This is a genomic window from Stenotrophomonas sp. STEN147, assembly GCF_056757995.1.
In genome coordinates, this window is record NZ_JBRRCG010000010.1 from 54,582 (window position 1) to 79,383 (window position 24,802).

A 24,802-nucleotide genomic window follows, 5' to 3' on the forward strand; every position below is an offset into this window, starting at 1 on the left:
GGAACCCCTCCCGGAAACGCCGGGCGTGGCCCGGCGCTACCGGGGGGCGGGGCAGCGCCCCGCCTTCCCTTACTTCCGCTGCCCCGCGCTTTCGTCACGCACGGCGCGGAACGACTCGTCCTTGCTCCAGTTCGGCCAGCTGCGCGAGTTCGCCAGCTGGTTGCCCAGGGTGTACAGCACCTCCAGGTCGCGGGCGGCGCCGGCGAACACCCAGTCCGGCTGCCACTCGTCGCCCTGCTGGTGGTAGCGCTTGGCGGTGTAGTCCTCCGACGCCTTCCTGCCAGCAGCCACGCCCCCGTCCACCCAGTCCTGTCCGGCCGACCAGGACAGCGCCGGCACGCCGCGCTTGGCGAACGGGAAATGGTCAGAGCGGAAGAACAGGCCCGCTTCCGGCTTCGGATCGGGCGTATAGCGGATGTCCCAGCCCTTGGCCACCTCTTTCAGCTGGTCCAGCAGCTCGAAGCGCGCGGCACCGTAGATGCCGAAGTCGCGCGAGGGGCCGAACGGCGCCATGCCATCCATGTTGATCACCGCCACGGTCTTCTCCAGCGGATACAACGGATGGGTCGCGTAGTACTCCGAACCCAGCAGGCCCTTTTCTTCGGCGGTGACCGCCAGGAACAGCAGCGAGCGCTGCGGCTGCTTGCCCTTGGCGAAGCCACGGGCCAGTTCGATCAGCGAAGCGGTGCCACTGGCATTGTCCAGCGCACCGTTGAAGATGCGGTCGCCGCGGGCATCGGGCTCGCCCACGCCGATGTGGTCCCAGTGGGCGCTGTAGATCACGGTCTCGTCCGGGTGGCTGCTGCCTTCCAGCCGCGCCGCCACGTTGTGCGAGGTGATCACTTCGGTCTTCACCGCATACTTCGCGTCCAGGCTGGCGCCGGTCAGCGTGACCGGCGTGAAGTCGCGCTGCTGCGCCTTTTTCTTCAGTGCCTCGAAATCCTGGCCGGCCGCGCGGAACAGCTCCACGGCCAGGTCGCGCTGGATCCAGCCTTCCAGCAGGGGGTGACTGTCGGCCGGGTTATCGCGCACCACATCGAACATGGTGTTGGTGTTGGAGCCGGCCACCGTGGCCCAGCCGTACGAGGCCGGTGCGGTCTCATGCACGATCAGCACGCCCAGCGCGCCCTGGCGTGCGCCTTCCTCGTACTTGTAGGGCCAGCGGCCGTACCAGGTCATGCCCTTGCCGTCGAAGTCGCCCTTGCCGGTCTCGAAGTCCGGGTCGTTGATCAGCACGACCGCGATCTTGCCCTTCAGGTCCACGCCCTTGAAGTCGTCCCAGTTGCGCTCCGGTGCCTTCACGCCGTAGCCGAGGAAGACCAGCGGCGCCTTGCTGATGTCCACCGTGCTGGCGCCGTTCATGGCCGCGCGCACGGCGATCTGCTTGCCCTGCTCCAGCGCGATGGTCCTGTCACCCTGATGCAGGGCCAGCTGCGGCGTCCCCACGATGTCGCCCTTGCGCAGCGGCACGGCCTGGGTCCACAAGCGTTTGCCATCCTTCAGGTCGCCGCCCGGCTGCAGCCCGGCGTCGGCAAACTGCTTGCTCAGGTAGGCGATCGTCTTCGCTTCGCCTGCCGTGGCCGGCGAACGGCCCTCATAGGCGTCCGAGGCCAGCTCCTTCACGTCGGCGGAAATCCGCGCGCCATCGAATTTCGGCGTGGCCGCCATCAGCGCGCCCGACACCGACAGGGCCAGCACGCCCAGTGCTACTCGCTTCATTGCTCTCTCCAGCAGGGAAATCCCCGCCGAGTGTACAAAAGGGGCCCGACGGATTTAAGGCGCTTTTGGCACTGTCGGATGGGCCCGTGCCAGCAGGTGATCGCGTTCGCGCACGTTGTCGGTGAGCGCGGCAGCGGCCTGGAACGCCTGCCGGGCGTCTTCGACCCGACCCAGGTGCTGCAGCACTTCGCCACGGACGACCTGCAACGGTGCGTAGTCACGCAGACGGTCATCGGAGAGCAGCGGCTGCAGATGCGCCCAGGCAGCGAACGCGCCCTCACTGCGCAGGATGGCCACCACCCGGTTCAACGCCACCACAGGCGAAGGCTGGATCTGCAGCAGCCGCGAATACAGCCCGGCGATGCGCGCCCAATCGGTCTGGTCGGCCCGGCGCGCCGTTGCGTGGCACTCGGCAATGCAGGCCTGCAGCACGTAGGGATCGTCGCTACCGCCGGCCGACAGCGCGCGCACCAGCACCTGCCGCCCGCGCTCGATCTGCAGCCAGTCCCAGCGTGCGCGGTTCTGCTGGTCCAGCAGCATCGGCCGGCCCTGCGCATCCACCCGCGCCGCGGCGCGCGACGCCTGCAGTTCCATCAGTGCCAGCAGTCCCAGCACGGCGGCGGCCGGCATGCGATGGGCGAGAATGCGCGCCAGGCGAAGCGCCTCCTCGCACAGCGCTGGCCGCATCCAGTCATCGCCGGCACTGGCGGCATAGCCTTCGTTGAACACCAGGTAGATCGCTTCCAGCACAGAGGCCAGGCGCGCGGGCAACGCTTCGGCACGCGGCACTTCATAGGGCACCTGCTTCTGCGCGAGCGTGCGCTTGGCACGCACCACGCGCTGGGCGATGGTCGGTTCCGGCTGCAGGAACGCGCGGGCGATCTCGCTCGTGGTCAGCCCGCCGAGCAGGCGCAGGGTCAGCGCCACGCGCGCGTCGGCGGGCAGTACCGGATGGCACGCCACGAACATCAGGCGCAGCAGATCGTCGCCAAGATCGTCTTCCAGCGCGGTGCTGTCGTCCGGTGCCGGCAGCGCGGCCGGATGCAGTGCCTCGCCCCACTGCGCATGCTGCTGCGCCACCCGCTGGTGCTGGCGCAGTACATCGATGGCCCGGTTGCGCGCGGTGGTCATCAGCCAGGCTCCAGGATTGTCCGGGATGCCCTGCTCCGGCCAACGCTCCAGCGCGGCCAGCCAGGTGTCCTGGGCCAGTTCCTCGGCACGGCCGACATCACCGCCGAGCAGCCGCGCCAGGCGCGCGATCAACACTGGCGATTCCATCCGCCAGAGAGTCTCCAGGCGCTGGGTCAGGGAGGGCTCGTGCATGCGTCGATCACAGCATGCACGCTCCCGCCGCACAAGCACCGGCAGTCACGCTTCGACGATGGGCCTGAAGCCGCCCCAGAACATCCGCCGGGTATCGAACGGCATGTCCTTCGGGCCGATGTCGGCCAGGCGCGGATCCGCCATCACCTTCGCGTTGATGCGGTCACGTGCAGCACGCGACCGGAACACCACGAAGGCCACGATCACGGTCTCGCCCGGCTTGGCCTTCACCGCACGCGGGAACGAGGTCGACGTGCCCGGTTCGACGTCGTCGGCTACGCATTCCATGTACTGAAGCGCACCGTGATCCTTCCACACCGCACCGGCCTTGCGGGCAAGACGGCGGTAGGCCGCCACCTTGTCCTGGGGGCACGGCAGCACATAGGCATCGACGTAAGCCATGAGCGTTCTCCTGTCGTCGGGCGTGGCCGCTCAGCCCGGCTCGCCGTCCATGTGGGCGATTTCCCAGAGATGTCCGTCCAGGTCCTGGAAGCCACGCTGGTACATGAAACCGTAGTCGCGCGCCGGCTGCGGTTCACTGGCACCGGCGGCAAGCGCCTTGTCCACCATCACGTCCACCGCGTTGCGGCTGTCGGCGGACAGGCAGGTGATCACCTCGGTCTGCGCCTGCGCATCGGCGATCGCCTTGGTGGTGAACTGCTGGAAGAACGGCTTGACCAGCAGCATCACGAAGATGCTGTCGCTGACCACCATGCAGGCCGCGTTCTCATCGGTGAACGCCGGATTGAAGTGGTAGCCCAGTGCGGCGAAAAAGGCCTTGGACTTCTCCAGATCCTGCACGGGCAGGTTGACGAAGATCATCTGCGGTTGCGGTGTGCTCATTGTTCGGGTTCCCTGGAAAATGGAAAGAAGGCGGGCGATCAGGGCTGCTTCATGCAGTTGACCATCCACGGCTTGCCATAGCGATCGGTCAACATGCCCCAGCGGTGCGCCCAGAACGTCTCGGCAATCGGCATCTGCACCTGGCCCCCATCGGCCAGCGCAGCGAACACGCGCTCGGCTTCCTCGATGCTGTCGACATCGACATTGATGGTGGTCGAGCCGCCGTCGCCGGCACCGGGGCCGTCGGCGGCCATCAGGATGGCACTGCCGATTTCCAGCTGGCTGTGGGCCACGTGGTCAAGGGTGTCGGCCGGCATCTCGTTGCACCCCGGCGAGCCGTCGGAGGGCGGCATGTCGCGGTACTTCATTTCCGAGGTGACCTGGCCACCCAGGGCCTTGGCGTAGAAGGCCATCGCCTCGTGGGCCTGGCCGCTGAAGCCAAGGAAGGGAATCAGTTTCATTGGGGTGCTCCGTTCGGTTGAAGATGTCGAGTGTTCACGGCGCGGCGGGGCTCAGCCTTCGAGCTGCTCGCGCAGACGCTGTTCCTGCTGCTGTAATTCGGGGGTGAAGGCTTCGCCGAAGTCTTCGGCGGAGATCAGCGGGCGCACCTCGAGCGTGCCACCACTGCCGAAGGGGGCGCGGCTGGCCCATTCCACGGCCTCGTCGAGCGAGCGGACATTCCACAGCCAGAAGCCTGCGATCTGGTCGGCGACGGGCGCGAACGGGCCGCTCTCGACCTGCGGTCCAGCGCCGCCGAAGTGAATGCGGCGGCCACGCGCGGTGGCATGCAGGCCTTCACCGGCCAGCATGATGCCGGCGGCAACCAGCTGTTCGTTGTAGGCGCCCATGGCCGTCAGCTCCTGCTCGCTGGGCAGGCGCCCGGCTTCGGAATCGGCGTTGGCTTTGACGATCACCATGACTTTCATGTGGGTCTCCCGTGGGACGCAGGTGCGCGCCCTTCACTGTTACAACGAACGAGGGAACGGGGAATCGACAAATTCTGAAAGTTTTTTTGGGGGGGGGCGGGGACCGGTCTCCCGCGCTGCAACATGCCCCGGCGCAAACCTGCGCGATCATGCAGGTCCGCCCCGCCCCGCCAGGATCGCGCCATGCAGCAGTACCTGCTTCTGATCTACATCGAACCTGCCTTGCTGCAGGCCCTGCCGACCGAGGCGTTCAACAGCCTGATGCGCGACTGCCTGGCCCACGCCGACAGGCTGCAGGCCGAAGGCACGCTGCTGCTGGCCCAGAAACTTCAGCCGGTGGATACCGCGCAGACCCTGCGCGTCCGCGATGGCCACAGCCGGGTGCTGGATGGCCCGTTCGCCGAAACCCGCGAGCTGCTGGCCGGCTTCAATCTCATTGTCGCGCGCGACCGTGACGAGGCGATGCGCATCGCGCGCGAGTTCCCGTGGGCACGCTTCGGCAGCATCGAAGTGCGCCCGCTGGAGGACATGGACGCCGAGCGCGAGCGCTGCGGCGCCCCGCCCGCTATGGCAGCAGCCGTACTCTGACCTCGCGCTTGCCGATGCCCTCGTTGCCGCTGTAGTCGCGCACGCTGGCACGCACGATGTAGTCCCCCGGCGGCAGGGCTGCCGGCTGCCAGCGACCGGTCTCCATCAGGCCATCGCGCACGGTGTTGGTGACCAGGTAGCGGAAACGGGTGACGGCGCTGCCGTGCACCGTGATGCCGCTGTCCGGTGCGTAGGCAACCTTCACGGCGGCATTCTGCGGCGGCATACGGTTGAACACGATGTTCCAGCGCGGCTGCTCGTAGCCCTGCAGCGGCCGACCGGCCGTATCCAGGATCTGGTAGCCCACCTGGTACGCGCCCAGCCTGCGCCGGGCCAGGTTGTTGTCGACCTGGTCCCAGGCCTCGACCACGATCTGCACGCCCCGTCCCTGCCGCGCGACCATCACGCTGCCGTCGCTCCCCGCCGTCATCGGTTGGTCGTTGGCGTCCAGCAGCGCCACCTCGGTGATGCGCGGCGCGAAGTGATCGGCGAAGTTGCGGAACCCCAGCGCGACCGCGTTGGTTTCAAAGCCGCTGGTGCCCACCGCCAGATGCACGTGCGCCTGGCTGTTGATGCTGCCCAGGCGATCGCCCACGTGGATGCGCGTGCCCCGGCGCACGCGGATGCGTTCCAGCGCGCCCTGGTCGTCATACAGCGCCTGCCAGCGCGCGTCGAACGGTTCCCCGCGCGGCGTGCGGCCCACCCGCATGTGGATGTATTTCAGCCGGTCCACCGCCAGCCCTTCGCCCTGCCCGCCCAGGCTCCAGCTGGCCACCGGGCTGCTGATCTTGCCCTCGGCAATGGCCAGCACGGTCTGGCCGACATCGCCGCGCACATCGAAGCCGCCGTGCAGATGGTGCCGGCTCTCCCCCCTGAAATTGCCCCGCACCTCGCCCAGCGTGCCGACCACCTCGTGCCAGCCCTCCTGCGGTGCCAGCGGCCAGCGCCCGGCCGTGTCCGGCAGTGCTGCATCAGCGGCAGGTCCAACCAGCGCAGGGGCCGGAAGCTCGCCCACCGGCAGCGGCCGCAGCCGATGCAGCCGGTATCCGGCCGCGTCGGCCACCAGCAGGCTGCCATCCGCATCCAGCGCCAGGCCGCTGGGGCGCGCCAGCCGCGGCAGCCGGTCATTGCCCACCAGTGCGATCTGGTGGCCCTGTGCGGTGACCTGCACCACGCGTCCCTCGAGGTCGCCCACATACAGCACGCCATCATGGGTCGCGGCCAGCGACAGCGGCCCGTTGATGACCCCGCCACTGCCGACCCACGTGCTGACCGTGCCATCGGCACCCACACGACGCACCGCGTTGTTGAACAGATCCGCCACCAGCAGGGCTCCGTGCGCGTCGAAGGCCAACGCCACCGGTGTATCGAACCGCGCCTCGCCTCCTGCCGCGTCGATGAAACCAGGCCGATCGCCCCCGGCGAGGGTGCGCACACTGCCGTCGGTGCCGATCACCCGGATCCGGTCGTTCCAGGTATCGGCCACGTAGATCTGCCCCTGCGCATCCAAGGCGATACCCATCGGCGCATCGAAACGTGCCTGCGCGCCGGGACCGTCGGCGTATCCCTGCTCGCCGCCGGCCACCGTGGTCACCTGGCCATCGACGCCAATGCGGCGGATCGCATGGTTGCCGGTGTCGGCCACGTACAGATTGCCCTGTGCATCGGCGGCGATGCCGGACGGCGTGTGGAAGCGTGCCTGCAGTGCCGGGCCATCGACGCGACCTTCGCCCTGCCCGGCCACGGTCTCGACGCGGCCATCGGGCAGGCGGCGGCGGATGCGGTTGTTGTCGCCGCCATCGGTGAAGTAGACGCGGCCATCGGCCAGCCGCAGCAGCGCGTAGGGATCGGCGAAGCGCGCCTGCGCGGAGGCCCCATCCCGATCGCCCGGATGGCCATCACCGGCCAGCAGTTCGATCTGCGCGGTCCATGCCAGCGGCGTCGGCGCTGGTCCCGCAGGTGTGTCGGGGTGGGGTTCGTCCGGCAGCCAGAAGGTCGCTGCCAATGCACCGGCGGTTGCCACCGCAACCGCCGCCATCCAGTATCGCCGCGCCATCGTGTTCCATCATTCAACGGGGAGCGACGAACTTAGCCAGTAGTGCCACCCATGCCAACCCGCATCGGCCTCAGCCGCACGCTCGGGTGCTGTTGCAGCGCGCACTTTGATTTCGTCAGGCCAGGCATCGCTGTGCTTCAGCGGCCCTACCCTGCGCTCGCACAGCGCAGCCTGGTTGGCCGGCTCCAGCGCGGTGTCGAGCAGCAGCGCGTCGGCGAACAGCTTCCAGTCGCCATCCTGCATGTAGGACGCTACCGGATGTGGATGCGATTTCAGCGCGGGCTGCGGAAACGCGACGGCCCACACCTGCTTTCGCCCGTGCGATTCGCTGCTGCGCAGGTCGCGCCGTACCGCTGCGCAGGAATAGCGGATGTGGGTGGCCATGCAGGTGTTGCCCGCCATCCTGCACGACCCCAGCCGGCGGCCCTTGCCGGTGGCGAAATCGTGCCGGCTCAGGCCCAGGATCAACCGGTCGGGGATCGTGCCGAAGGTCTGCTCCAGGCGCGGATGATGGTAGTTGGCCATCGCCGTCGGCGGCTGCGCCGGCACCAGCATGGCCATGCGCAGGTTGCGCAGCGGCGGGAATCCATAGCCATCCAGACCGGCAGCGCGACGGTAGTAGGCGTCCTGCATGCCGCGCAGCGGCGAAGAGCCGTTGCCCAATGCGTTGTTCATCACGTACGCACCCGAGCTGTGGGTGAACACCCGCAACGGCATGTCCGTGTTGTCCACACCCGCCAGCACCCTGCGCAGCTCCAGCCCCACGTAGGGCCCGTTGAGCTGGGCGGCGCCCCAGATCCGGAACGCGTTGCCATGCAGGCCATCCCAGTACACGCGCACGAATGACAACGTCTGCCCGCTGGCCGCCCCGCGCTCGCGGAAATCACGCTCCACCCGTTCGTACCAGGCGGCCGCCTCGCGGTAGTCGTTGTTGTAGCCGTGCACCAGCAGCACCACCACACGGCCGTCCTCCGCCGCACGATCCAGCTGCTGCGAGGCGCGCGCACGCAGCACCTGCTGGATCTGCTGCCAGGTGTCAGTGAAGGCGGCGTCGGGCGTCACCCCGGTATCGGCAAGCAGGCTGCGCCACGCCTCTGCCGAGGCAGCACCTGGCACCGCCGACTGCTGGTAGAGATGCCGGAGCGTCGCGAACTCCGCCGACGACGGGCGTGCCCCTTCCAGCATCTGCTGCACCGGCACCGCTACGCTGGCCGCAGGGTAGAGACTTCCTTCACGGTCCAGGAACAGCGCGGTTGCGTCCTGTCGTCGTTCGGCGTCGCGATACAACACGTTCTTGCTGGCACAGCCATTGCATGCGATCGCGAACAACAATGCCGCGACCACGCTCCCGATAGGCTTCATGCACATCCCCCTGTGGATTCGATGCTGCAGGCCGGATCGTCCCTCGACGCCCGGGCCGGCGCTCCCCGCCGCACCCGTGCAGCGCCATCCTGCCGCGGCCGAGGGGCATCCACAATCACCGTCCGACGAGTGGCTACTTTGCCGGCACCTCGATGCGGACGCCCATCGCCTCGCGATAGCGCGTGTACAACGCCATCACCTTGTCCACGTAGGCCAGCGTTTCCGCGTAGGGCGGTACACCCTTGTAGCGGGTCACCGCACCGATGCCGGCGTTGTACGCGGCCGCTGCAAGCGTGCGGTCGCCGTTGTAGCGGCGCAGCAGCACGCGCATGTAGCGCGCGCCACCGTCGATCGACTGCTGTGGCGAGAACGGGTCGCTCACCCCGTACTCCAGTGCGGTCTCGGGCATCAGCTGCATCACGCCCTGGGCGCCCTTGCTGGACACCGCCAGCGCGTCGAAGTTGCTTTCGGCGTGGGCGATGGCACGCAGCCAGGCATCATCAACACCGGTCGCCTTCGCTGCCGCCCTGAACTGCCGCGCGTGCGGCGCCAGCTGCGGCTTGCCGACCCGGCCCAGGCCCTCATGCGCAGGCTCGCCCGGTGGCGTAGCCACGGTGAATTTCAGGAACACCCGCGAGCCCGGCAGATTGCGGGTGGAATAGACCAGCCGGCCATCCTGCTCACGTTCGTACAGCACGCCGCTGAACACCCCCATGTTGCCCCACAGGTTCGGGGTCTGGATGGCGTTGTCGTCGATATCTCGCGCGGTGCAGCGCGAACCGGGTTCCGGCGCGGTGGCCAGGCTGACGGTGTTGCCCTGCACGCAGCGGTACACCGTGCGCGCAGCCGCCGTCCCGGCCCACAGGAGGGGCAGCAGCATCAGCGCAGCGAGGACGGGGCGGCGGGTCATGGCGGCCGGATCATCCGGCCGCCCCCGCTAACGATGGGTGAATGCGGTGGCGGCCGCGCCCCTAGCGGGCCATCCGGCTGCGCAGCGCGTAGCCCACGCCCAGCAGCACGAACCACGCCGGGCTCGCGATCAGGGCCTGGCGGGTATCGGTCTGCAGGCTCAACAGGACCAGCACGTCCGCGAAGAACACCAGGCACGCCCAGCACATCGCCACGCCACCGGGCATCTTGAAGATCGAGGCCGCGTGGCGCTGCGGGTAACGGCGGCGGTAGACCATGTAAGCCACCAGGATCAGCGACCAGACGAAGATGAAGAGCACCGTCGCCAGCGTTGTCACCAGGGTGAAGGCGGTCACCAGATTCGGGATCAGGTAGATCAGCAGCGTGCCGCCCAGCAGGCACAGGCAGGAGAACAGCAGCCCGCGGGCCGGCACCGCCGCGCGCGACAGTTTCGACAGGCCGCGCGGCGCGTGGCCTTCTTCCGCCAGGCCATACAGCATGCGGCTGGTGGAGAAGATGCCGCTGTTGGCCGAGGACGTTGCCGAGGTCAGCACCACGAAATTGATCAGGCTGGCGGCGGCAGGGATGCCTGCCAGTACGAACAGCTGCACGAACGGGCTCTTGTCCGGCACCACCTGCCGCCACGGCGTCACTGCCATGATCGCCACCAGCGCAAGCACGTAGAAGATGATGATGCGCACCGGGATCGAGTTGATCGCCTTGGGCAGGTTGCGCTCCGGGTCGGCGGTTTCAGCGGCGGTGGTTCCCACCAGCTCGATGCCGACGAAGGCGAACACCGCGATCTGGAAACCGGCAAAGAAGCCGACCAGTCCCATCGGGAACATGCCACCGTCGTTCCACAGGTTGGCCAGCGAGGCGGTGTGCCCGCTGGGCGAGGTGAAGCCCCACGCCACCAGGCCGGCGCCGGTGATGATCAGCGCGCAGATCGCCACGATCTTGATCAGCGCGAACCAGAACTCCATCTCACCGAACAGCTTCACTGTCACCAGATTCAACCCCAGCAGCAACAGCACGCACATCAGTGCCGGAATCCACGCATCCAGGTCGGGGAACCAGAACTGTGCGTACGCAGCGATGGCGATGACATCGGCGATGGCGGTGACGATCCAGCAGAACCAGTAGGTCCATCCACAGAAGAAGCCGGCCCAAGGCCCAAGCAGATCGGTTGAAAAATCGATGAAGGATTTGTACTGCAGGTTGGACAGCAGCAGTTCGCCCATCGCGCGCATGACGAAGAACAGCATCGCGCCGATGATCAGGTAGACGAACACGATGGACGGGCCGGCCAGGCTGATGGTCTTGCCCGATCCCATGAACAGACCGGTGCCGATGGCACCGCCGATGGCAATCAGCTGAAGGTGGCGGTTGGACAGGCTGCGGCGCAGATGCTCGGGGGGGTGGGCAGGGTCGGTCATGGCGCGGAATCGGCGGGCGAAGCGTCCGACGGTAGTCCTCCCGGGCCGGTTGCGCCAGCTGGGGACGGGCTGAATCCGGCAAAGTTGGCCGCTTTCACCACAATGTGACCGAATACCTGATTCGTCCCATTCCGCCCGGCCCGGCGGCATGCTCAGATAGCCGCATCTGCCCAAGGATCGGCCCGACCATGCGCCCTGCCCTGCCTGCCTTGCTGGAGCCCCGGACGTGAGCCGACTGCGGATCATCATCGGCGGCACCGCGCTGGCGCTGCTGGCGGCGGCCATTCCCATCGCCGTCATGGCCTACGCCACGTGGGACCGCGCCGTGAGTGTGGAGCAGCAGCGCCTGCACGACATCGCCGAGCGCACCCTGCGGCGCGCGGACCTGTCCTACCAGGAAGCGCTGGCCGCGCTGAAATCCGCCGAGGCCACCGCACTCCCCGCCTGCAGCCCGGAGCACATCCGGCGCATGCAGACGCTGGTGATGACCACCCCTTCGGCCGATCAGCTGGGCTATTTCGAAGGCGGCAAACTGCGGTGCACCTCATGGGGGCCGTTCCTGTCCGACGTGAGCCAGCCCAGGCCGGACCACGTCACCAGCGACGGCGCCGGCATCGCGGTCGATGTGCGTCCCGAGACCAGCGGCCGCCGCAAGGTGCTGTCGATCCTGTATGGCTCCTACGACGTACTGGTCGATCCCCGCCGCTTCGTCGATGTCATCGTTGATCCGAACGTGCGGCTGGCCCTGGCCAGCCCCGACGGCCGCCTGCTGGCCCGGCAGAACGACATGGATCCGGTGCTGCTGCAGAGCCTGCTGCGCGATCCCGGCAATGGTCTGGACCAGAACACGCTGTACGCCACCGCTCGCAATGAAGAATGGCTGGCCATCGCCACCACCCCACGCACCGCGCTCACCGCCAGCTTCCGCCAGCAGGCGTGGCTGTTCGTGCCGCTGGGCGTGCTGCTGGCCGCCGCCGGTGCCGGCCTGGTGATCTGGTTGTCGCGCCGCCGGCTGTCGCTGCGGGGCGAACTGGCCACCGCCATCCGCCGTCGCGAGCTGTACCTGCATTACCAGCCGATCATCGAACTGGACACCGGCATCTGCGTGGGCGCCGAAGCGCTGGTGCGCTGGCAGCGTCCGGACGGCACCCAGGTGCGTCCGGACCTGTTCATTCCGCTGGCCGAAGAGGCCGGCATGATCGGCGATGTCACCGATCTGGTGATCGAGAACGTGGTGCGCGACCTGCGCGAACTGCTGGTCGGCGATCGCAGCGCGCACGTGGCGATCAACCTGGCAGCCGAAGACATCAGCAGCGGCCGCGCGTTGAAGATGATCGCCAAGCACATGACCGGCAGCGGCATCCTGCCGCAGCAGATCTGGATGGAGGCCACCGAGCGCGGCTTCCTCGACCTGGATCGGGCCCGCACGATGCTGGCCGCGGCACGCCGCGCCGGGCACAGCGTCGCCATCGACGATTTCGGCGTGGGCTATTCCAGCCTGCAGTACCTGGCACAGCTGCCACTGGATGCGCTGAAGATCGACAAGTCCTTCGTCGATGCGATCGGCACCGACAGTGCCACCAGCCCGGTCACCCCGCACATCATCGGCATGGCACGCGAACTGGGCCTGTGGGTCGTGGCCGAAGGCGTGGAGACAGAAGCGCAGCTGGCCTATCTGCACAGCCAGAAGGTGCAGTTCGGGCAGGGCTGGCTGTTCTCCCGGCCGCTGCCACGTGACGAGTTCGTGGCGTTCCACCACAAACGGCAGCAACGCTATGGCGCAGCGCGCGAACAGATGCAGAACCCGCGCAGCGTACCGATCGAACAGGAGCCACTGCCGTAAGCGTTACGCCCAGGCCTTCGGGCGTGCGATCAGCCACACCGCACTTGCCGCCAGCAACAGCAGCGGCAGCCAGCCCAGATGGCGCGCGTCGCCGGACTGCAGCACCAGGCCGCCGGCCACGCCGCCGGCCGCAATGGCCAGGTTCCAGCCGGTCACCAGCATCGACTGCGCAAGGTCGGCCGCCGCGCCGGCGCGCCGCGCCAATGCCGTCTGGAACAGGGTCGGCACCGCGCCGAACGCCACACCCCACACGACCGTCGCCAGCAGCAGTGCGGTCGCGCTCACCGGCCACAACAGCAGCGCCATGACGGCGGCAATGAAGCCCAGCACCGTGCTCCAGACCAGCGCATGCAGGTGGCGGTCCACACCCCAGCCAGCGATCGCGATACCGACAAGGGCTGCCATGCCGAACGCCAGCAGCAGGCGGTCCAGCCAAGCCCCCGCACCGGCCTGCAAGGCCAGAGGTTCGATGTAGGTGTACAGCACGTTGTGCGCGAGTACGTACAGCGCCATCACCAGCAAGGTGCTGCGCACGCCCGGCATGCGCCATACCGCAGCCAGCGACACACGCCGTCCGGAGCCGGCTGCGGGCAGGGCCGGCAGGGCCCAGCGCGCATAGACCAGCAGCAGCACCGCCAGCACGCTCATCAGGGCGAACGCCCAGCGCCACCCGATCTGCTGGCCCAGCAGGGTGCCGGCCGGCACGCCCAATGACAGGGCCAACGGCGATCCGATCATCGCCACCGCGATGGCCCGTCCCTGCAGTTCAGGCACCACCATGCGCGCGGCGTAACCTGCCACCAGCGACCACAGCAGGCCGCCACTGACGCCGGCCAGGAAGCGCGCCGCCAGGATCAGCGCATAGCTGCTGCTCAACGCGGTCAGCGTATTGACCAGCACGAAGCCGGCGATCGCGGCCAGCAACAGGGGACGACGCGGCAAGCGCTGGGTCAGCGCGGTCATCGGCAGCGCCGCCAGTACCGAACCCAGCGCGTACACGCTGACCAGCTGACCCACCGCCGCATCGCTCACCCCCAGGCTGGCACCCATCGGCCGCAGCACCCCGGCCGGCAGTGTTTCCGTCAGCAGGGTGATGAAGGCACCGCCGGCCAGCGCCAGCAGGCCGGCCCAGGGCAGGCGCGAGGCCGCACCCGCAGGGGCTGCCGCATCGATCGCGTGGCCACTCATCGTGCAGCCTCCAGATCGGCGTAGATCGCATCGCGCAGTTCATCCACGAATGCACCGTCCATGCCCTCGTACAGCGTATTGGTCAGCGCCACCACGCTCAGGCCCCGTGCCGGGTCGACGAACCAGCTGTGGCCGTAGGCACCGCCCCAGCGCCAGCTGCCCGGCGCCTGCGGCGTTGCGCCGGCAACCGCATCGCGCAGCACGGCAAATCCCAGGCCGAAGCCCCAGCCTGCCGGCTCCGGCGGCCCCGCCTCACCCACCTGCGGCGTGCCCATCTGCGCCAGCAGCGGGGCCGGCAGCAGCGCAGACGCCTGCCCGTCGCGCAGCGCCTCGAGCACCGTCATCAGGTCGTCGGCCGTGCCGATCAGACCCGCGCCGGCCGACGGATAGCGGCTGGCATCGGTGGCCCGGGCGAGGCTGTACTCGATACCGACCGTTTCCGGGAACACCGGCACGACCTCGCCCTCGCGCAGGCGGTGCGGCAGCGGGTCGTCGCTGACATAGGGCGTGGCCAGGCGGCTCGCGTCGCCGGTTGCGAAGGCGGTGTCACGCAGGCCGAGCGGCATCGCCAGCAGGCGCTCGAACAACGCCTGCAGGGTCTCGCCGGTTGCGGCTTCGGCCACCGCCCCGGCCACGTCCACGCCCAGCGAATACATCCACTGGCTGCCCGGCGGGAACAGCAGGGGCACCTGTGCGATACGCCGCACGTTGTCGGCCAGCGACAGCGGATTGGCATCCATGCCATCACTGACGCCGGCCCGCGCGTAGGGGCCGTGCGCATCGGCTTCCAGGAAGCGGTAGCCCAGGCCGCTGCTGTGACTGAGCAGCTGGCGCAGGCTGATGGCCGGCGTGCTGCCGTCGGCGAGCGCCGGCCGGAAGTCGGGCAGCCAGCGCTGCACGGGCGCATCCAGATCAAGCACGCCCTCGGCGACCAGGCGCAGGATCACCACCGTCAGCAGAGGCTTGCTCACCGATGCCAGGCGGAACAGATGGTCACGGCGCATCGGTTCGCCGCGTTCACGGTCGGCCAGGCCGGTGGCGCTGGCGTGGCGCAGCACCCCGTGCACGCGCACCTGCACGACCGCACCGACCAGCCGGTGAGGGTGCATCTGCTGCAGCAGACGCTGCACCGACGGCAGGGCGGGTTCAGTCACTGGAGAAAGAGCGGCATTCATGACGGCAGTCCGTGGGGGGAGAGGCCGCCACCTTAGGCAGCCTGGACGCCGGCAAAAAGCCGGTTGCCGCTCCGCGCATCATGGACCGGGGAGTCCGCAATGGGCATGATGCCCGGAACCGGAAGGCCATCATGCCGCTCCCCTGCCTGCCACGCCCATGTCCGTTCTCGACAATCTCGCCAACCTGCAGACCTTCGTGCATGCCGCCGACACCCGCAGCTTCGTCGAAACCGGGCGCCTGCAGGGCATTTCCGCCTCCGCGGCGGGCAAGTGCGTGGCGCGGCTGGAACAGGCCCTGGGCGTACGCCTGTTCCACCGCAGTACGCGCAGCATCACCCTCACCGCGGAGGGCCAGCTGTTCCTGGCCCGTTGCCGGCGCATCCTCGACGAGCGCGATGCTGCGCGTACCGAACTGGCGCAACCGCATGCCACGCCCAGTGGCACCCTGCGCATCAGCCTGCCGCTGGTCGGCGACCTCACCCTGCCGCTGATGGCCGAATTCATGGCGGCGTATCCGGACATCCGCCTCGACCTGGACTTCAGTGACCGCCTGGTGGACGTGATCGAAGAAGGCTTCGACGCAGTGCTGCGCGTGGGTGAGCCCAGCGATTCGCGCATGAACGCGCGTCGGATGGGGGTGTTTCCCCGGCGTGTCGTTGCCTCGCCGGCCTATCTGCAGCGGCGTGGTACCCCCCGCACCCCGGCCGACCTGCTGCAGCACACGCTGCTGCACTACCGCTTCCCCAGCAGCGGCAAGCTGGAACCATGGCCGATCCACTGGCCTGAAGGCGAACCCGTGCAGGAACTGCCCGTGCACATGGTCGCCAACACCATCGAAGCCCGCGTGGCCCTGGCCCTGCGCGATGTTGGCCTGGCCTTCGTGCCCGTGCATTCAGTGCGCGATACGCTGGCCGACGGGCGCCTGGTGACGGTGCTGGACCAGTACGTGCACTCCTGCGGCACCTTCCACCTGTTGTGGCCCTCGGGGCGCCACGTACTGCCGAAGCTGCGCGTGTTCATCGACTTCGTCGGCGCGCGCCTGGACACCGTGCCGTAGCCACGCTGCGGCGCGACCGTTCAGCCGCCGGCGCTATACTGGCCGCTCATTCCTCCTTGAGGCTCGCGACCGATGCGCCATTGATGCCGCCGTCTTCGAACTAGACGGCCCGACGCTTCCCGCCCCTGTGCGCAGGGGAGAACACGGCATCCATGGAGGTCGCATGACCACACATTTCCTCACGCTCGATCGCGTGTCGTATCGACTGGCCGATGGCCGGTCGCTGTTTTCAGACCTGTCGTTTTCCTTTGAACCGGTCGCCGCCGGCCTGGTCGGCGCCAACGGTGCCGGCAAGAGCGTGCTGGCGCGCCTGCTGGCGGGGCAGATCACGCCGGACAGCGGCGACGTGCACCGCAGCGGCAACGTGTTCCTGCTGCCCACGCCCGGCCACCCACCCCGTGGCAGCGTCGGCGAGCTGGCCGGCGTCGGCCCGCAGCTGGCCGCACTGGCGCGGATTGAAGCCGGCAGCATCGACGAGGCCGACTTCGCCTGCATCGGCGAGCATTGGGATCTACGCGAGCGGCTGGCACAGCACTGGCAGGCGCAACAGCTGCCGGACGATCTCGATCCTGCGCAGCCGGCGGCCCGCCTCAGCGGTGGCCAGGCGATGCAGGTGGCGCTCTCCGGCGCCTGGGCCAGTGGCGCCGACTGGCTGATTCTGGACGAGCCCAGCAATCACCTTGACGCCCGCCATCGGCAGCAGCTCTACGCGCAGCTGCAGCAGTGGACCGGTGGTCTGCTGGTGATCAGCCACGACCGCGAGCTGCTGTCGCACATGCAGCAGATCGTCGAGCTGGATGCGCACGGCCTGCGACGCTACGGCGGCCCCTGGCAGCACTATGCCGAGGCACGCGCCGCCGAGCGGGACGCAGCCGACGCACAGCTTGACCATGCACGTGCGCAGCACCGGCGGCAGCAACGCAGCGCGCGCGAGCAGCACGAACGCCAACAGCAGCGGCAGGCACGCGGCACACGCGAGGCGAAGCAGGCCAACCAGGCACCGATCCTGCTCGGACGGCAGAAGCAGCGCGCAGAAGCCAGCCACGGGCGTGCGCAGCAGATCCAGAACGAGCGCCTGCAGGCCAGTGCCGCGCAGCTGCGCGCCGCTTCATCGGCCGTGCAGGCCATACCCGAGCTGGCCCTGTTTGCAGGCGAGGGCGAACGTGGCAGTCCGCGCCTGTTGCAGGCGACTGATCTCGTACTGCCATACGGTTGCAGCCTGCCGTTGCAGCTGGAGATCCGTCGCCGGCAACGCATCGCCGTGATCGGCGATAACGGCAGTGGCAAATCGACCCTGCTGCGTGTGCTGGCCGATCACCTGCCCGCCCGCAGTGGCGCCGTGCAGCGCCTGGCCCCGCTGGCCCTGCTGGACCAGCAGCTGCTGGGGTTGTGCGGCACGCGCAGCATTCTGGACAGCGTGCAGGCCGCCAACCCCGCCGCCGATCCTGGCGAGCTGCGCACGCGCCTGGCGTTGCTGGGGCTGGATGCGCAGCGCATCCAGCGTCCCGCCAGCAGCCTCAGCGACGGCGAACGGGTGAAGGGCGCACTGGCCAGCGTGCTGTATGCCGACCCGGCACCCCAGCTGCTGCTGCTCGACGAGCCCGGCAATGCCCTGGACCTGGGGGCACTGCAGGCGCTGGAACAGCTGCTGGATGCATGGCCGGGCGGGTTGATGATGGTCAGCCACGACCGTCACCTGCTGCAGGCCTTGCGGCCCACGCAGGTGCTGCAGGTAACAGCAGACGGTTGGCAATGGCACGACCCACGCCCTTGAATCCTTCCCGTCAGCGCTTCCACACCGGGAACGACTGAGGCAGCTGCTGCCACAGCAGCGGACCGGCGCGGAGCTCCTGGTCATCCAGCAGGCACGCGTCCAGTTCCGCGCGCACCGCGCGTTCGTCCATGTGCACGCCGATCACCACCAGTTCCTGCCGACGATCCCCCCATAGCGGATGCCACAGCCGCGCCATCGCGGCATGCGCGGCGCGATCCGGGAAGTCCTCCACGCCCGGCAGCGGAGCGCTCCAGCAGTTGGCCTGCTGGCGCGCCCAGCCCACATCGCTGTACGGCAGGGGCGTCGGCGGCAGCAGCGGCGTGGTGTCTTCCAGGCCTGCACGTACGCGATCACGCGCGGCGTACCAGAAGCCTGCGGCCTGCGTGCGCGTGGCCGCGCCAACCGCGTTCAACTCGCCCACCCAGTCCATGCGGTTGGCCAGCCAGAACCAGCCCTTGCTGCGGATCACGCCGGGCATGCCACTTTGCAGCGCGCGCGCGAAACGGGCCGGATGGAACGGCCGCCGTGAGCGGTAGACGAAGCTGGCAATGCCGTACGCTTCGCTTTCCGGCGTGTGCTCGCCACGCAGCTCCTTCACCCAGCCCGGTGCGCGCTGCGCCCGCTCGAAGTCGAAGCGGCCGGTATCGAGCAGTTCCGTCAGCGGCACATCACCGAAGCTGGACAGCAGCAGCTTCGCATCGCGGTTGAGGCCGCGCAGCACGGCCAGCGTGTCCTGCAGCACTTCCTCCTCCACCTGGTCGATCTTGCTGACCACGATCACGTCAGCGAACTCGACCTGCTCGCAGAGCAGGTCGACCACCCCGCGGTCGTCGTCCGGTCCCGCCTGCTGGCCACGCTCGGCCAGGCGCAGGGTCGATCCGAAGTCGGCCAGGAAGGCACTGCCGTCGACCACGGTGACCATCGTGTCCAGCCGGGCGATGTCACTCAGGCTGAAGCCCTGCTCATCGCGCACCGCGAAGGTCGCGGCCACCGGCATCGGTTCGCCGATACCGGTGGATTCGATCAGCAGGTAGTCGTAGCGGCCGCTGTCAGCCAGCCGCCGCACTTCCTGCAGCAGGTCCTCGCGCAGCGTGCAGCAGATGCAGCCGTTGCTGAACTCCACCAGCGTCTCTTCGGTGCGGCGCAGCTCGGCGCCACCGTCGCGCACCCACTGCGCATCGATGTTGACCTCGCTCATGTCGTTGACGATGACCGCCACGCGCAGGCCCTCGCGGTTGCGCAGGATCTGGTTGAGCAGGGTGGTCTTGCCGGCCCCCAGAAAGCCGGACAGCACGGTGACGGGCAAGCGGCGGTCGGCGCGGGAAACAGTGTTCATGTCGGAGCGGTCTGGCTGCGGGAAAGAAATGTTACTGTATAACAATTACTGCGCAAGGAACCTCCCCCATGAAGTCCCCTTCCCCCGCCCTGCTCGATGCCGGTGCCCTCGCCCTGTCGAGCCTGTGCCTGCTGCACTGCCTGGCGCTGCCCCTGCTTGCCGCCGCGTTGCCACTGTTCGGCGCCTGGGCCCAGGCCGAATGGGTGCATCTGCTGTTCGTGGCGATCGCCCTGCCGCTCACCGGCTACGCCCTGTGGCGGGCCGACCGCCGCCATCGCCTGCCCGTCATGGCCTGGACCGTGGCCGGTCTCGGCCTGGGCCTGCTGCTGGCCGGCGCGCTCGAGCTGCCTTCGCATGCCTGGGAAACGCCGCTGACCGTCACCGGCAGCCTGCTGCTGGCCGCCACCCACGTCTGGAACGCGCGGCGCCGGCACCGCCACTGCTGAGCATCGCCGACGGCCCGCTCGGCGTTACTTCCCGTAACGCCGCAACAGTTCGACCAGCACCTCGGCCTCCGCCGCCCGCTGCTGCGGGTCTTCAGCCCCGACCACGTGCTCCTGCAGGTGCTCGTGCAGCAACTCCATCAACAGGCTGTGGGCCGCACCACGCACCGCCGCGACCTGCACCAGCACGTCCGCACAGTCGCCCGCTTCACCCTCGGGCCTGTCCAGCGCCTGCTCCAATGCCGCCACCTGGCCGCCAATGCGGCGCACCCGGGTCAGCAGCTGTTTTCGATTTCTGTGTACATGTGCCATGGGTGGATCGTATACCCTATGGGGGTATCAACTCCACCCGCCGGTCACTCCATGCATCTGGACACGCTCGCCGCTGCCCGTCGCCACGACCATCGCTTCGACGATGGCAATCCCCTTGCCGAACGTAATACCCGCCGCGCCCTGTGGCTGACCGTCGGCATGATGCTGGTGGAGATCGTCGGCGGCTGGTGGTTCAACTCCATGGCCGTGCTGGCCGACGGCTGGCACATGAGCTCGCACGCACTGGCGCTGGGCCTTTCGGTGTTCGCCTACCGCTGTGCACGGCGCTACGCGCACGACCCGCGGTTCGCCTTCGGCACCTGGAAGATCGAGATCCTGGCGGGCTATACCAGCGCCATTGCCCTGCTGGGTGTCGCCGCGTTGATGGCCGCGCAGTCCGTGCAGCGGCTGTGGGTTCCCGCGCCGATCCATTACGACGAAGCCATCGCCATCGCCGTGGTCGGCCTGGGCGTGAATCTGCTCTGTGCGTGGTGGCTGCACGACAGCCCCGGCCACGCGCATCACGCGCATGGGCACGACCACGCGCATCATCACGGGCATCACCACGATCACGATCATGACCCTTCGCATGGCCACGATCTCAATCTGCGCTCGGCCTACCTGCACGTGCTGGCCGACGCGGCCACCTCGGTGCTGGCCATCGTCGCACTGCTCGGCGGCAAACTGCTGGGCCTCACCTGGCTGGACCCCGTGATGGGTCTGGTCGGCGCCGTACTGGTCACGGTGTGGGCGGTCGGCCTGCTGCGCGACAGTGGCCGCATCCTGCTCGACGCGCAGATGGACGCGCCGGTGGTGGCCGAGGTCCGCGAGGTGATCGAGCAGGGCCCATGGCCGGCACGCCTGGCCGACCTGCACGTCTGGCAGGTGGGCCGCGGCAAGTACGCGGTCAGCGCCAGCGTGGTGACCAGCGACGCCCGCCTTGATGCCGATACCGTGCGCCAGGCGCTGGCGATCCACGAGGAGCTGGTGCACGTGACGGTCGAGATCCATCACAGCGCTTCCTGACAGCGCCGAGCCCTCGCCCCGGCTTCAGAGCTTCAGCATCATCCGCAGCAGGTACATCAGCAACGGCAGCGCACTCAGCACCGCGCCCACGATACCGATCCAGGGCCAACGCTCGCCCCGCACCCGCGATGCCACCGCCAGCCCGCATCCCACCAGCGCCGAGCCCAGCACACCCACCCCCAGGCCTGCGGCGATGCCATTGCCTCCCGCAGCCACCGCCGCCTGTGCCGCAAGCGTGCCTGCAGCCCACCCCACGACCAGGCCCAATCCACTGGCCACACCGCACCACGGTGCCTTGCCCTGTGCCATTGCACGCGTCCTCTTGCCGAATTTCTGTACGGGCCACGCCCGGCTGCTGCCTACACTAGCCGCACCTGCCTCGTCGGGACATCCCATGCGCGCGCTTCGCCTGCTGCTGCCCGGTGCCCTCCTGCTGCTCGCCGCCTGTGGCGGCGATGCGCGGCTTCCGTTCTCTTCCGATGCCCTGCAAGGCTGCTTCGCTACCAGCCCGCGCAAGACCGCCGATTTCCGCATCGAGCGCGAAGGCAGCCAGTACTTCGTTTCCTTCAACCGCGATGGGCAATGGCAGCGCGACCCGAACGGGCTGCACAAGGCCACCTCCAGCGAGATCAGCCGCTACTTCCGCGACGATGCGGCACAGATCGACAGCGCCTTGATCCGCATGGCCGGCGGCTTCGGCCTCTTCCACTTCAACAGGGGCGCCACGCTGAAGGGCAAGGCCAGTGACAGCGACTACATGGCACTGATGCTGATCGGTGCCGGGCCGGTGTATGCGGTGAAGTGCCCCTGACGCGTGTCGTCCCTGCGGGCCATGATCAACGCCCACGCTTGTGTGCGGCTCGAGCCGACCAGGGCTCGGCGCTACGGCAGCTGCGGTACCATGCCCTTCCCCGAACCGCCCGATGCCTGCCGTGCCCCACTACACCGGCCCTCTACTGACCCGCGACAGCGCCGACGCCCTGCGTCGTGCCCATGACAAGGGCGCGCCCGAGTGGCAGGGCTCGCTTGACCTGGGGCGCAGCCAGGACGCGGTCACGCTGGATGCTGACGGCTTCAGCTTCCGCGGCCAGCACTACCCGTGGCCGGGCAAGCTGAAGGACCGCACGCTGTACTACTGGGAGGGCCAAGACTTCGCTCCCATCTCACGCTACAGCGGTTCACTGATCAAACTGGTGCCTACCGAGTGGGGTGCGCCGACCTTCGAAATCGACGGCATCAAGATGCTGCCCACCTCGAAGCTGTCGCCGTTCGAAGACGCACGCCGCAAGGTCGAGCTGGTTGCACCGGCGGGCAAGGCGCTGCTTGATACCTGTGGTGGGCTCGGCTACTTCGCCGCCTGCGCACTGGAGGCCGGCGTCGGCCAGATCCGCTCATTCGAGAAGAACGCCGACGTGATGTGGCTGCGCACGCTCAACCCGTGGTCGCCCGATCCCGACTCGGCCGCTGCCGGCGGTCGCCTGCACTTCAGCCAGGGCGACGTCTCGCAGCAGATCGAGCAGATCGCCAGCAACAGCGTCGATGCGATCCTGCATGACCCGCCGCGCTTCGGCATCGCAGGCGAACTGTATTCGCAGGTGTTCTACGACCATCTTGCCCGCGTCCTGCGCAAGGGCGGCCGCCTGTTCCACTACACCGGCGCGCCCAACAAGCTCACCAGCGGCCGCGATGTGCCGCGCGAAGTGGCCAAGCGCCTGGAAAAGGCCGGATTCAAGGCCGAGCTCGCGCTGGACGGCGTGCTGGCGGTCAAGCGCTGAGCGCTACTCCGAATCCACCTTCGCCAGCGTCATCACCCACGTCGGCACCACCGGTTCGCCGGCATAGAAATCCTTCGGCTTGTTCTCGGCCATCGCCCAGCGATGCAGCCAGCTCGGGCCGTAGCGGCCGTTGTAGCCTTCCGCGCCGCGCGCATAGGCGGGATCACGCATGGCTTCTTCCAGCGTGATGAAGCGATAGCCGCGCCGCCGGGTGGCCGCCACCAATTCGGCGAAGGTGGCCGCGTTGAGCTCATTGGCATGCATCAGCCAGACCTGCGGCAACGCATAGCCCAGCAGCGCCTGCGACTGCCGCTCGTAGTAGTCCAGCTTGTTGAGCATGTACGGCACATAGCCCTTGCGCAGCTGCGCCAGCGTGGCCTCGCGGGCCGCGGACGGCGACTGTTCATTCATCACGTTGGCGTAGGCGAAGGCCCAGACCCATTCGCCGTTGTCCACCGTCACCGGCGCCACGCGGTACCCGTGGTTGCGAAAGAATCCGTCCATTGCCGCGCGGTCCTCGGCCGTCCGGCCCGCACGCAGATACGGATGGCGCATCCACTGTGGCCGCTGGCCGCGCTCGGCCAGCAGTGGCCGCAGCACCCGTTCGCCACGCAGGAAATCCTGCTGGAAGGCGGCCACGCCCTGCGCGTTGAGGTCCATGTGCGAATAGGTGTGGTTGCCCAGCCCATAACCCGCGTCGAGCCAATCGCGCAGCATCTGCACCCGCGCCGGCTGCACCTGGCCATCAACCTCCAGCTTGTTCTCGTTGACGAAGCCCACCACCGGCACATCAGCTTGGCGCAGCTGCGCCATCAACGCCGCATGGCGCGTCTGCAGATCCGCAGGCAGGATGGTGTCCACGCGCGCCCACGGCAGATCATCAATGGTCACCGCGATGCGCCGGTCCACCTCCGCGGCGTGCACCGCCAGCGACAACAGCAGCAACGGCAGGGCACGCAGCCACGTACGCATGGACCATCCTTGTGTCGGCAGGAACGCCGACTGTAGCCCAGCGCGCGAGCGCCGTCAGCGCCCCTCTTCCGCAGCCGCGGCCCGCCACAGCGCAACACCGCCCACCATCGCGGCCGTCAGCAGCGCCACCAGCACCAGGGCCAGGTCATCCGGATTGCGCTGCAGCGGCGCGTGCGCGCGGGTGAAGATATGGAAGACCACTTCCTGGGCCTGCTCCAGTGGCATGCGTCCCTGCTGGGTCAGATCGACCAGACACGCCGTCGGAGACAGCCTGACCACGCTGTTCCATGCGTCTTCGTACAGATGCAGGGTCCACGCCGCCAGCGCCATGGCGCTGGCATGCAGGGCCATCAGCCCCAGCGCGGTGGTGCGCAGGGGCCGCCGCACCCGGTGCCACCAATGCACGCAGATGGCCATCGCACCCAGCAGTGCGAGCACCATGCCCGCTACCGGCAGCCACCGCAGTGGCTGCCAATCATCCAGCGCGCCGGCACGCGCCATCAACACTTCGGCCATCCGCAGTCGCGCCGCGGGGTCCGGGCCACCGCAGGCAGCCGTCACCGGCTCCAGCAACAGATCCACACGGTGATGGAAATAGCCTGCGGCCAGGCCAAGGCCCAGCACGGCGACCACCTGCAGCAGAAGCAACATCAGTCCCGGGGCGCGCGTGCGGCCCTGAGGGAACGGAGTGGATGTCATCGTTACACTCGTGTCGGCGGTCTGTCATCGTAACCAAGCC

25 protein-coding genes are annotated in these 24,802 nt (G+C 68.4%); 8 read left to right on the forward strand and 17 right to left on the reverse strand.

What is annotated here, in order from left to right:
• Window positions 1-69: 69 nt before the first annotated feature.
• From ACVOKU_RS11520 to ACVOKU_RS11545, 6 genes are read right to left on the reverse strand one after another with little or no spacing between them, the layout of a single operon-like run.
• Window positions 70-1,719 carry a M28 family metallopeptidase gene (locus ACVOKU_RS11520; RefSeq protein WP_481559973.1) on the reverse strand — a complete coding sequence of 550 codons (1,650 nt, stop codon included), beginning with the start codon at window positions 1,717-1,719 and terminating at the stop codon, window positions 70-72.
• 54 nt (window positions 1,720-1,773) lie between these two features.
• On the reverse strand, window positions 1,774-3,042 hold the full coding sequence (locus ACVOKU_RS11525) for an RNA polymerase sigma factor (protein WP_481559974.1): 1,269 nt from the start codon (window positions 3,040-3,042) through the stop codon (window positions 1,774-1,776).
• A 45-nt stretch (window positions 3,043-3,087) separates the two neighbouring features.
• Window positions 3,088-3,444, reverse strand: coding sequence for a DUF1428 domain-containing protein (locus tag ACVOKU_RS11530; RefSeq protein ID WP_481559975.1), 357 nt, complete (start codon window positions 3,442-3,444; stop codon window positions 3,088-3,090).
• A 30-nt stretch (window positions 3,445-3,474) separates the two neighbouring features.
• Window positions 3,475-3,885 (reverse strand): VOC family protein, encoded by a 411-nt coding sequence (locus ACVOKU_RS11535; protein WP_481559976.1) that lies wholly within the window; start codon window positions 3,883-3,885, stop codon window positions 3,475-3,477.
• Window positions 3,886-3,923: 38 nt separating this feature from the next.
• Window positions 3,924-4,346, reverse strand: coding sequence for a VOC family protein (locus ACVOKU_RS11540; protein ID WP_164151011.1), 423 nt, complete (start codon window positions 4,344-4,346; stop codon window positions 3,924-3,926).
• A gap of 51 nt (window positions 4,347-4,397) precedes the next feature.
• Window positions 4,398-4,811 (reverse strand): YciI family protein, encoded by a 414-nt coding sequence (locus tag ACVOKU_RS11545; protein WP_053518842.1) that lies wholly within the window; start codon window positions 4,809-4,811, stop codon window positions 4,398-4,400.
• A 183-nt stretch (window positions 4,812-4,994) separates the two neighbouring features.
• Between ACVOKU_RS11545 and ACVOKU_RS11550 the strand changes: the two genes are divergently transcribed.
• Window positions 4,995-5,399, forward strand: coding sequence for a YciI family protein (locus tag ACVOKU_RS11550; RefSeq protein ID WP_481559977.1), 405 nt, complete (start codon window positions 4,995-4,997; stop codon window positions 5,397-5,399).
• Here the strand turns inward: ACVOKU_RS11550 and ACVOKU_RS11555 are convergent.
• The 4 genes from ACVOKU_RS11555 to cycA form a co-directional block, all read right to left on the reverse strand.
• Window positions 5,377-7,455 (reverse strand): gluconolaconase, encoded by a 2,079-nt coding sequence (locus tag ACVOKU_RS11555; RefSeq protein WP_481559978.1) that lies wholly within the window; start codon window positions 7,453-7,455, stop codon window positions 5,377-5,379. The two genes, ACVOKU_RS11550 and ACVOKU_RS11555, sit on opposite strands and share 23 nt — an antisense overlap.
• 9 nt (window positions 7,456-7,464) lie before the next feature.
• A complete protein-coding gene (locus ACVOKU_RS11560; RefSeq protein WP_481559979.1) occupies window positions 7,465-8,817 on the reverse strand; it encodes a hypothetical protein in 1,353 nt (450 codons plus the stop codon).
• A 133-nt stretch (window positions 8,818-8,950) separates the two neighbouring features.
• Window positions 8,951-9,727, reverse strand: coding sequence for a lytic transglycosylase domain-containing protein (locus ACVOKU_RS11565; RefSeq protein WP_481559980.1), 777 nt, complete (start codon window positions 9,725-9,727; stop codon window positions 8,951-8,953).
• A 61-nt stretch (window positions 9,728-9,788) separates the two neighbouring features.
• On the reverse strand, window positions 9,789-11,162 hold the full coding sequence (gene cycA / locus ACVOKU_RS11570) for a D-serine/D-alanine/glycine transporter (protein WP_481559981.1): 1,374 nt from the start codon (window positions 11,160-11,162) through the stop codon (window positions 9,789-9,791).
• A gap of 226 nt (window positions 11,163-11,388) precedes the next feature.
• Here cycA and ACVOKU_RS11575 point away from each other — a divergent pair, with 226 nt between their 5' ends.
• Entirely contained in the window at window positions 11,389-13,005 is a 1,617-nt protein-coding gene (locus ACVOKU_RS11575) for an EAL domain-containing protein (protein WP_481559982.1), read from the forward strand.
• 3 nt (window positions 13,006-13,008) lie between these two features.
• Here the strand turns inward: ACVOKU_RS11575 and ACVOKU_RS11580 are convergent, their stop codons facing one another.
• Together ACVOKU_RS11580 and ACVOKU_RS11585 are read right to left on the reverse strand one after the other, a co-directional pair.
• A complete protein-coding gene (locus ACVOKU_RS11580) occupies window positions 13,009-14,193 on the reverse strand; it encodes an MFS transporter (RefSeq protein WP_481559983.1) in 1,185 nt (394 codons plus the stop codon).
• Entirely contained in the window at window positions 14,190-15,368 is a 1,179-nt protein-coding gene (locus ACVOKU_RS11585) for a serine hydrolase domain-containing protein (protein WP_481559984.1), read from the reverse strand. The genes ACVOKU_RS11580 and ACVOKU_RS11585 overlap by 4 nt, the downstream gene beginning before the upstream one ends.
• A 157-nt stretch (window positions 15,369-15,525) precedes the next feature.
• Between ACVOKU_RS11585 and ACVOKU_RS11590 the strand changes: the two genes are divergently transcribed.
• Both ACVOKU_RS11590 and ACVOKU_RS11595 read left to right on the forward strand, forming a co-directional pair.
• On the forward strand, window positions 15,526-16,425 hold the full coding sequence (locus ACVOKU_RS11590; protein ID WP_481559985.1) for a LysR family transcriptional regulator: 900 nt from the start codon (window positions 15,526-15,528) through the stop codon (window positions 16,423-16,425).
• Between the two features lie 163 nt (window positions 16,426-16,588).
• Window positions 16,589-18,199 (forward strand): ATP-binding cassette domain-containing protein, encoded by a 1,611-nt coding sequence (locus tag ACVOKU_RS11595; RefSeq protein WP_481559986.1) that lies wholly within the window; start codon window positions 16,589-16,591, stop codon window positions 18,197-18,199.
• Window positions 18,200-18,209: 10 nt separating this feature from the next.
• Here the strand turns inward: ACVOKU_RS11595 and ACVOKU_RS11600 are convergent, their stop codons facing one another.
• Window positions 18,210-19,535, reverse strand: a complete 1,326-nt coding sequence (locus ACVOKU_RS11600; protein ID WP_481559987.1) for a GTP-binding protein — start codon at window positions 19,533-19,535, stop codon at window positions 18,210-18,212.
• Window positions 19,536-19,603: 68 nt separating this feature from the next.
• On the opposite strand from ACVOKU_RS11600, the gene ACVOKU_RS11605 reads away from it, so the two are divergent.
• A complete protein-coding gene (locus tag ACVOKU_RS11605) occupies window positions 19,604-19,981 on the forward strand; it encodes a MerC domain-containing protein (protein WP_478053402.1) in 378 nt (125 codons plus the stop codon).
• Between the two features lie 24 nt (window positions 19,982-20,005).
• On the opposite strand, the gene ACVOKU_RS11610 is transcribed toward ACVOKU_RS11605, so the two are convergent.
• The gene (locus ACVOKU_RS11610; protein WP_049417302.1) at window positions 20,006-20,290 is read right to left on the reverse strand and encodes a metal-sensing transcriptional repressor; all 285 of its coding nucleotides are present in this window, start codon (window positions 20,288-20,290) and stop codon (window positions 20,006-20,008) included.
• Between the two features lie 51 nt (window positions 20,291-20,341).
• Here ACVOKU_RS11610 and dmeF point away from each other — a divergent pair, with 51 nt between their 5' ends.
• Window positions 20,342-21,316 carry a CDF family Co(II)/Ni(II) efflux transporter DmeF gene (gene dmeF, locus ACVOKU_RS11615; protein ID WP_481559988.1) on the forward strand — a complete coding sequence of 325 codons (975 nt, stop codon included), beginning with the start codon at window positions 20,342-20,344 and terminating at the stop codon, window positions 21,314-21,316.
• A gap of 24 nt (window positions 21,317-21,340) precedes the next feature.
• On the opposite strand, the gene ACVOKU_RS11620 is transcribed toward dmeF, so the two are convergent.
• Entirely contained in the window at window positions 21,341-21,625 is a 285-nt protein-coding gene (locus ACVOKU_RS11620) for a hypothetical protein (protein ID WP_065175406.1), read from the reverse strand.
• 85 nt (window positions 21,626-21,710) lie between these two features.
• On the opposite strand from ACVOKU_RS11620, the gene ACVOKU_RS11625 reads away from it, so the two are divergent.
• The gene (locus ACVOKU_RS11625) at window positions 21,711-22,127 is read left to right on the forward strand and encodes a hypothetical protein (protein WP_481559989.1); all 417 of its coding nucleotides are present in this window, start codon (window positions 21,711-21,713) and stop codon (window positions 22,125-22,127) included.
• A gap of 121 nt (window positions 22,128-22,248) precedes the next feature.
• Window positions 22,249-23,091: a class I SAM-dependent methyltransferase gene (locus tag ACVOKU_RS11630; RefSeq protein WP_481560027.1), complete on the forward strand. Its 843-nt coding sequence runs from the start codon at window positions 22,249-22,251 to the stop codon at window positions 23,089-23,091.
• 3 nt (window positions 23,092-23,094) lie between these two features.
• Here the strand turns inward: ACVOKU_RS11630 and ACVOKU_RS11635 are convergent, their stop codons facing one another.
• Together ACVOKU_RS11635 and ACVOKU_RS11640 are read right to left on the reverse strand one after the other, a co-directional pair.
• Window positions 23,095-24,063, reverse strand: coding sequence for a polysaccharide deacetylase family protein (locus tag ACVOKU_RS11635; RefSeq protein WP_481559990.1), 969 nt, complete (start codon window positions 24,061-24,063; stop codon window positions 23,095-23,097).
• A 54-nt stretch (window positions 24,064-24,117) separates the two neighbouring features.
• A complete protein-coding gene (locus ACVOKU_RS11640; RefSeq protein ID WP_053518811.1) occupies window positions 24,118-24,762 on the reverse strand; it encodes a hypothetical protein in 645 nt (214 codons plus the stop codon).
• Between the last annotated feature and the right edge of the window lie 40 nt (window positions 24,763-24,802).